Origin of the sequence: Phenylobacterium sp. (assembly GCF_036402295.1) — a bacterium.
Classification (GTDB): domain Bacteria; phylum Pseudomonadota; class Alphaproteobacteria; order Caulobacterales; family Caulobacteraceae; genus Phenylobacterium.
This window is the reverse complement of sequence record NZ_DASWTE010000472.1, coordinates 22450-29057: the sequence shown is the minus strand read 5'-3', so window position 1 is coordinate 29057 and position 6608 is coordinate 22450. Positions and strand designations below refer to the sequence as shown.

Below are 6608 nucleotides of genomic sequence, written 5' to 3'. Positions count from 1 at the left end.
GAGAAGGCCGCCTGGGCTCCGGCCTGGCTGCGGCCGCCCTTGACCAGGATCACCGGCTTGGCGCGGGCGGCGAAGCGCGCCGCGCTCATGAACTTGCGCGCGTCGCGGAGGCTCTCGATGTAGACCAGGATCGCACCGGTGGCCGGGTCGCGCCCGAGGAAGTCGAGCAGGTCGCCCACGTCCACATCCAGCGAGTCGCCCAGCGTCACGACATGGGAGAAGCCCAGGCCATGGGCCGGCGCCCAGTCCAGCGCAGCGGCGGCCACCGCGCCGGATTGCGCCACCAGCGCCAGACGTCCGGCCGGGGCCTGTCCGCGGGCGAAGCTGGCGTTGACGCCATGCGCCGGCGACAGCACGCCCAGGCAGTTGGGACCGACGATCCGCAGGAGGTGCGGCCTTGCCGCGTCGAGCAGCGCCTGGCGCAGGCCGCCGGTGGCGGGGTCGTCGGCCTCGAAGCCGGCGCTGATCACCACGGCGGCGCGGCAGCCCCGGGCGCCCAGTTCGGCGACGAGGCCGGGCACGGTTGCCGCCGGCGTGGCGATCACCGCGAGGTCCGGCGCCTCCGGCAGGGCCGCGACCGAGGCGAACACCGGCCGGCCGTGAACGGGCCGGGCCTTGGGGTTCACGAACATCAGCTCGCCCGGGAAGCCGCCGCCCACCAGGTTGGCTGCGAGGACGTCGCCAACCGAGCCGGCGCGGTCGCTCGCTCCGATCAGGGCGATGCGCCGCGGCGCGAAGAGGGCTTCAAAGTTGCGGGTGGTCATGCCGGCAGAATGTCGCTCCGGCGGTGGCCGTGCCTTGATCGCGCGCAACACGCGCCCCGGTTGATCTCGATCAGGGTGGGGCGCGCCATCTTACGCCAAGGTTGCTCCATGCTCGAGCCCACCGCGCCGCCGCCTCCCGCCCCGTTCGCCGGCCTTGTCGCCGGCATGGTGCGGCGGGATTTCCCCAAGGCGGAGCGGGCCGCTCTCGCCTACGGCAAGGCGACGTCGTGAAGCGTCGCGTCCTCCTCATGACCGCGGTGACGCTGCTGGTCGCAGGCCCGGCCGCCTCCGCCGCGGACCCGCCGTACACGGCGGCGGAGCGGAGCGCGATCGCCGCGGCGGTCGGTCTGACGCCGGAGATCGTCGCACGGCTGGACGACGCGGCCCTCACCGGGCGGTTGCTGGCGTACGCTCGCATTGAAGCCGGCCAGCGGGTGCGGCCGTCGTCGATCGACTTCCGCTGGACGGTCGAGCCGCGTCGGCGGGATTTGGCGAGCGAGCTGCGGTCCGCGCGCGCAGGGGCCGGGCTGGGAGCTTGGCTCGGCGCCCTCACGCCGACGTCCACGCAATATCAGGCCCTGCGCGCCGGACGGGCGCGATACGCGGCGCTGGCCGGCGCCGGCGGCTGGGAGAGCCTGCCGGAGGGACCGACGTTGCGGCCAGGCGAGCGGGCCGACGCGGTCCCGGCCGTTCGCGGGAGACTGGCGATGGAGGGCTATGGCGCGGCGGACGCAGGCGAAGCGACGCTGTTCGACCCGACGCTCGAGGCTGCGGTGCGGGCCTTCCAGGAAAGCCACGTCCTCGAGGTCGACGGGCTGGTGGGGCCCGCGACCCGCCGCGCCCTGAATGTTCCCGCCGCCGAGCGGCTCGCCCAGATCGACGCCAACCTCGAGCGCTGGCGGTGGCTTCCGGCCGCCCTGCCGGCCGACCGCTTCGAGGTCGACACCGGGAGCCAGGACGCCGTGCTCTATCACGGCGGCGCTCCAGTGCTGCGGTTGCGGGCCATCGTGGGTGCGCCGAAGCACCCGACGCCGATGTTCGCCTCGCGGATCGAGGCGGTGGTCTTCAACCCGCCATGGAACGTGCCGCCTTCGATCGCCCGCAACGAGCTCTTGCCCGCCGAGGCGCGCCGGCCGGGCCTGCTGGCCAGCATGGGCATCCGCTGGGTGGACGGCCGCCTGCAGCAGCGGCCGGGGCCGAACAATTCCCTGGGGCAGGTCAAATTCGACATCAAGAACCGCTTCGGCGTCTATCTGCACGACACGCCGGGCAAGGGGCTGTTCACCCAGCCCGTGAGGGCTTTCAGCCACGGCTGCATGCGGCTGGAGACGCCGCGGGACCTGGCCGCGGCCCTGCTCGCGCCGCAGGGCGGATCCCCGGGGACGGTGGAGGCCGCGATCGCGGCGGGGGCCACGAAGCGGGTGAACCTGCGCCAGTCCGTCCCCGTCTATGTGCTGCACTTCACCGTTCGCGCGGAGGCGGGCCGGCTCACTTTCCGCCCAGACATCTACGGCTGGGACCGCAAGCTCTCGAGGGCGCTGGCGCAGGGGGATTGAGCGAGGTCAAGGCGCGGCCGGTCGGCGGGTCCAGTCTCCCGCCATGTCCCGGCCGCCAGCCCCTTCGAGAACCTCCCGTCGCCACCCTTGGCCGCGTGTCCTCGTTAGGGCGCGGCGCACTTGGTTCGGCGTGGTGGAGACGGTGAGCTTCCTGGGCGCCGCCTTCGCGGCCGTCGCTCGCATGCTCCTGGGCCGCTGGCCCGAACCGGCCGGCACGGACTACCTCGCGCCCCGGGGGCGGGACGCCGAACCTTCCGATCGTTTGACCTCGCGCAAGGCGCCGCAGCGCCGGCACGGCTTTGCTGCGGACGTCATTCAAGGAGATTCCTCATGACCACCCACCCCGCCGCCCCGGATTTCGTGCCCGCCCTGCAGCGAAGCGCCAGGCAGGCGTTTGCGCCGCTGCAGCGGGAGTTCAACCGCTTCTTCGACGAGCTCGGCGACGGGATCAGCGCCTTCACCGAGACCCATTTCGCGCCCAGCATGGACGTGGCCGAGACGAAGGATGGCCTCACGGTCACCCTCGAGGTGCCGGGTCTCACGCGCGACCAGATCAAAGTCATTGCCGAGGATGACGTGCTCACCGTCAGCGGCGAGAAGTCGGAGAGCAGTGAGAAGACCGAAGGCGCCATGCGGCTCACGGAACGCAGCTTCGGCCGGTTCTCGCGTTCGATCTGCCTGCCCCGAAGCGCCGACGGCTCGAAGATCGACGCCACCATGAAGAACGGCGTGCTGACCATCGCCATCCCCAAGCGGCCCGGGGTCGAGACCAAGACCATCGAGATCCAGTCCCAGTAGCTCCCCCGCTCCCGGACTGGCGACTTGGACGCCCCGGCCGGATCCCGGTCGGGGCGTCTTCTTGCGTCCGGAACGGCTCGCCCGCGCCCTGGTCGCCGCCTGCGCCGAGGGCGTGGGCCCGGTCACGCCGCGAGCGGCGGGTGCGCCCGGAAGTGGGCCGCGACGGTCGTCCGGACCTTGGCCATGACCTCGTCGAAGGCCTCCTGGGTGATCCCGGAAACCATCCCGCCGAAATGGGCGTGGTCGACCACCGTCAGGCCGCAGGCGCCGCCGAGGTGGGCGTCGAACAGGCGCATCAGCCCGCTGAGCGCGCCGGTGTCGCGCATCCAGAAATCGGGCGCCCCTGATGTCGTGAAGCTGATCAGCTTGCGGCCTTCCAGGCAAGGCTTGGTCCCCCCGAACGTCGGGGCGAAGCCGAAGCCCATGCTGAACACCCGGTCGATGTAGCCCTTCAGGATCGCCGGCGGCGCGTTGAACCACAGGGGATAGACCAGGGCGAACACATCGACGTCCGCCAGCCGCTCGCGCTCGCGCAACACGTCGGAGCGGAACTTCGGCGCCTTGGGCCCGGGGATCTCGGACGCGTGCAGGCAGGGATCGAAGCGCATGGCGTAGAGATCACGGACGACGACCTCATGCCCGAGCCGTTCGACGGTTTCGGCATAGGCCTTCGCGATCGCCGCGTTGAGGCTCTTGCGGGCCGGATGGGCGAGTATGATGGCGTGTTTCATGGCAGCCTCCATGCTCGCAGCTTGCCGTTCAACCGGCGGGCCGGCCTTGATCGAGGTCATGCGGGCGGCGCGATTGCGGCCGGCGAACCATCCACGGCGTCAGCGCCATGGCGCAGAAGCTCGCCGAACGCAGCGAGCTGCGGCCTCAGTGCGACATCAGGACGGGACATGGCGGCGCCCGCAGGACGGCGTCGGTTGCGCCGCCGAGAATGAATTCGTGCAGGCGCGGGTGACCGAAAGCGCCCATCACCAGGAGATCGGGTTGCGTCGCCGCGACGTAGTCGGCGATGCGTCGCCCGATGGAGGGATCGCCGCCCGGTCGCTCGTCGGCCACAGCCGCGACGCCATGGGTCTGCAGGTGGCGGACGAGATCCAGCCCGGCGCCCGCCACGGCCTGCGGCTTCTCGCCGAGGGCGACGAAGATCCGCACCTGCTTCGCGCGTTCGAGGATCGGCAAGGCGTCGGCGACGGCGCGGGCGGCGGCGCGGCCGCCATCCCAGGCGATGGCCACGGTCGCGAAGCGGTCCGCCGCGACGATGTCGGCGCTCTCCGGATAGATGAGCACTGGCCGTCCCGACTCGAACAGGAGGGTCTCGGCGAGACCTCGGTCCGCCAGCACCGCCGGCCCGATGGGGGCGAGGGTGATGTCGCGGGTGCGCGCGGCCCGGCAGAGGGTCTCGGCCTCGTCGCAGGGCTTGGCCTTCACGGTCTCGGTCTGGATGCCGACGTGGTCGATTTCCGCGGCGATAAGCGCAACCGTGGCCTCGAGCTGCGCCTTGGCGGCGCTGCGCGCCTCCTCGAGATCGCTCAGCCGGTCGAGATGGATGAGTGCGTTGGCGACCGCGTTGTGCAGTCTGGGAAGGTCGGCCTGCATCGACAGCAGCGTCAGCCGGCCGCCCAGTCGCTTGGCCAGGGCGACGCCGCTGCGCAGGGCGCTGTCGGGAGTCGCGTCCGGATAGGTGAGGGCGGTGAGCAGCACGTCGCGGTAGACCATGGCGGAATCCTCCGGCTCAGCTGAGCAGGCGTGCTACGGCGCAGGCGATCGGTCTCAGGGCAGGCATGGCGGCCTCCTCGCCGTGGGTTGGCGGCGCGGGACCAACGCGGCTCCGCGCTATGGCGCCGATCAGTGGCTCATCAGCACGAAGCAGGAGGGCCGGTGGATCAGGTCGTCGGTGACACCGCCGAAGGCCCACTCGCGCAGCCGGCTGTGGCCATAAGCGCCGCAAACGATCAGGTCGGCGTTGTTGAGCTGGGCGACGCGCTCCATCTCACCCGTGACGCCCTCAGGAGCCACCGAGGTGACCAGGGCGCGGGCGGAGACGCCATGCCGCTTTAGATTCGTGACCACGTCGTCGGTCTCGAAAGCCATCCGGTCGGCCTCGTCGGTCTTGCAGACGGCGTGCACGATGACGTCCTCGGCCCGCTGCAGCAGGGGCATGGCGTCGTCCAGCGCCCGACGGCACTCCCGGGTGTCCTTCCAGGCGACGACCACGCTCGTGGCGCGCAGGTGGTGGCGGCCCTCAGGCACGATCAGGACCGGGCGGCCCGCGCCCATGACCACGTCCGCCGGGTCAGCGGCCTGGGTCGGGCCGCGGCTTCCCCTTGGACTCATGACGATCAGGTCGCAGGTGCGCGCCGCCTGGACAAGCGCGCGGCTCGGATAGTCCTGCACGCTGCGCCAGTCGAGGCTGGCGCCGGCCGCGTCGCGGCGGAAGGCGGCTTCGGCGGCCGCCAGATTCTTGGCGACCTGTTCGGCCTGCGCGGCGATCACCTCCGCGACGAAGTAGGTCCCATCCGGCGCCGCGACGTCCAGGGGCTCGTAGGTCTCCGCCCCCAGGCCGATGAGGCGCGCATCCAGGTCGCGGGCCAGACGGGCCGCGGTCTCGACGCGGTGGGTGGCGGCCAGGCCGGGTTCGGCGTGGACCAGGATGGTCTTGTAGGTGTCTGGGCGGACGACGACTTCGACGGCGGCCCGTTCCATTGTCTTGGTCATGGCTGGCTCCCTTTGCCAGGTCGCGGCCGGCGCTACGCCTGCGGCCGCACAGGCCAATTGCGGCTAGGCGGCGAGCGCTTCCAGGGCGGTCCATTTGCGGACCTGGAAGCGCCGCGAAGACGGAAATTCGACAATGGCCTCGCCCTGCAGCTGGGTCAGCATGCGCGAGACGGTCTCGATAGTGAGGCCAAGGTAGTCGGCCATGTCCTGCCGGCTCATCGGCAGGTCCACGTGGCCGTCGTCCGGATTGCGGACGAGAGACATCAGGAAGCTGCCGACCCGCTCGCGCGCGCTCTTGCGGCCGAGCATCACCACGTGCTCCTGCAGGCGCTCCATCTCCAGGCGCTGGGCCTCGAGGATGGCGCGGTCGAGGGCGGCGTCGCCGGCGAGGGCGCGCACGGCGCTGCGGCGGACGACCAGGATCTCGCAGTCGTCGAGCGCCTCGGCGGCGAACCGATGGTCGGGGCCGGGCTCCAGGCCGAAGATGTCGCCCGCATAATAGAAGTCGCCCACCTGGCGGCGGCCGTCGAGCGTCAGGCGGCTGGTGCGGACCACGCCGCGGACCACCTGGTAGAGCAGCTCCACTGCGTCGTCCTGGGCGTAGATCTCCGCGTTGCGGCCATAGGCCATCCGCACGCCGTGGCGCTCGAAGGCCTCGTTCAGCGCGGACGCCGTGCGGACGGTGCGGGTCGTGGGGTCGGAGAGGGTCATCGCGGGCTCCCGTTCGATGACCCAAGGCTAGGGTCGCCGACCTGCGCCGAACATT

8 protein-coding genes are annotated in these 6608 nt (G+C 71.6%); 3 read left to right on the top strand and 5 right to left on the bottom strand.

The window, feature by feature from the left end; all coding sequences use genetic code 11:
- Window positions 1-764, bottom strand: a 764-nt coding sequence (locus VGD44_RS26430) for a CoA-binding protein (RefSeq protein ID WP_331091794.1), incomplete at its 3' end; no start/stop codon positions are given.
- Between the two features lie 108 nt (window positions 765-872).
- On the opposite strand from VGD44_RS26430, the gene VGD44_RS26425 reads away from it, so the two are divergent.
- From VGD44_RS26425 to VGD44_RS26415, 3 genes are all read left to right on the top strand, one after another.
- Window positions 873-995: a hypothetical protein gene (locus VGD44_RS26425; protein WP_331091792.1), complete on the top strand. Its 123-nt coding sequence runs from the start codon at window positions 873-875 to the stop codon at window positions 993-995.
- Window positions 992-2320: a L,D-transpeptidase family protein gene (locus VGD44_RS26420; RefSeq protein ID WP_331091790.1), complete on the top strand. Its 1329-nt coding sequence runs from the start codon at window positions 992-994 to the stop codon at window positions 2318-2320. Before VGD44_RS26425 ends, VGD44_RS26420 begins: the two co-directional genes overlap by 4 nt.
- 330 nt (window positions 2321-2650) lie before the next feature.
- Entirely contained in the window at window positions 2651-3118 is a 468-nt protein-coding gene (locus VGD44_RS26415; protein WP_331091788.1) for an Hsp20/alpha crystallin family protein, read from the top strand.
- 122 nt (window positions 3119-3240) lie between these two features.
- Here VGD44_RS26415 and VGD44_RS26410 read toward each other — a convergent pair whose 3' ends face one another.
- From VGD44_RS26410 to VGD44_RS26395, 4 genes are all read right to left on the bottom strand, one after another.
- On the bottom strand, window positions 3241-3849 hold the full coding sequence (locus VGD44_RS26410; protein ID WP_331091786.1) for an NAD(P)H-dependent oxidoreductase: 609 nt from the start codon (window positions 3847-3849) through the stop codon (window positions 3241-3243).
- A gap of 145 nt (window positions 3850-3994) precedes the next feature.
- Complete coding sequence (locus VGD44_RS26405; RefSeq protein WP_331091784.1) at window positions 3995-4843, bottom strand: universal stress protein; 849 nt, start codon at window positions 4841-4843, stop codon at window positions 3995-3997.
- A gap of 129 nt (window positions 4844-4972) precedes the next feature.
- Window positions 4973-5842, bottom strand: coding sequence for a universal stress protein (locus VGD44_RS26400; protein ID WP_331091782.1), 870 nt, complete (start codon window positions 5840-5842; stop codon window positions 4973-4975).
- Between the two features lie 63 nt (window positions 5843-5905).
- A complete protein-coding gene (locus VGD44_RS26395; protein ID WP_331091780.1) occupies window positions 5906-6553 on the bottom strand; it encodes a helix-turn-helix domain-containing protein in 648 nt (215 codons plus the stop codon).
- Window positions 6554-6608 lie beyond the last annotated feature (55 nt).

What these genes read in the sequence shown, in the direction of transcription:
- VGD44_RS26400 (WP_331091782.1), bottom strand. Translation starts at nt 5,842, where the DNA reads ATGACCAAGACAATGGAACGGGCCGCCGTCGAAGTCGTCGTCCGCCCA.
- VGD44_RS26425 (WP_331091792.1), top strand. Translation starts at nt 873, where the DNA reads ATGCTCGAGCCCACCGCGCCGCCGCCTCCCGCCCCGTTCGCCGGCCTT.
- VGD44_RS26405 (WP_331091784.1), bottom strand. Translation starts at nt 4,843, where the DNA reads ATGGTCTACCGCGACGTGCTGCTCACCGCCCTCACCTATCCGGACGCG.
- VGD44_RS26395 (WP_331091780.1), bottom strand. Translation starts at nt 6,553, where the DNA reads ATGACCCTCTCCGACCCCACGACCCGCACCGTCCGCACGGCGTCCGCG.
- VGD44_RS26410 (WP_331091786.1), bottom strand. Translation starts at nt 3,849, where the DNA reads ATGAAACACGCCATCATACTCGCCCATCCGGCCCGCAAGAGCCTCAAC.
- VGD44_RS26415 (WP_331091788.1), top strand. Translation starts at nt 2,651, where the DNA reads ATGACCACCCACCCCGCCGCCCCGGATTTCGTGCCCGCCCTGCAGCGA.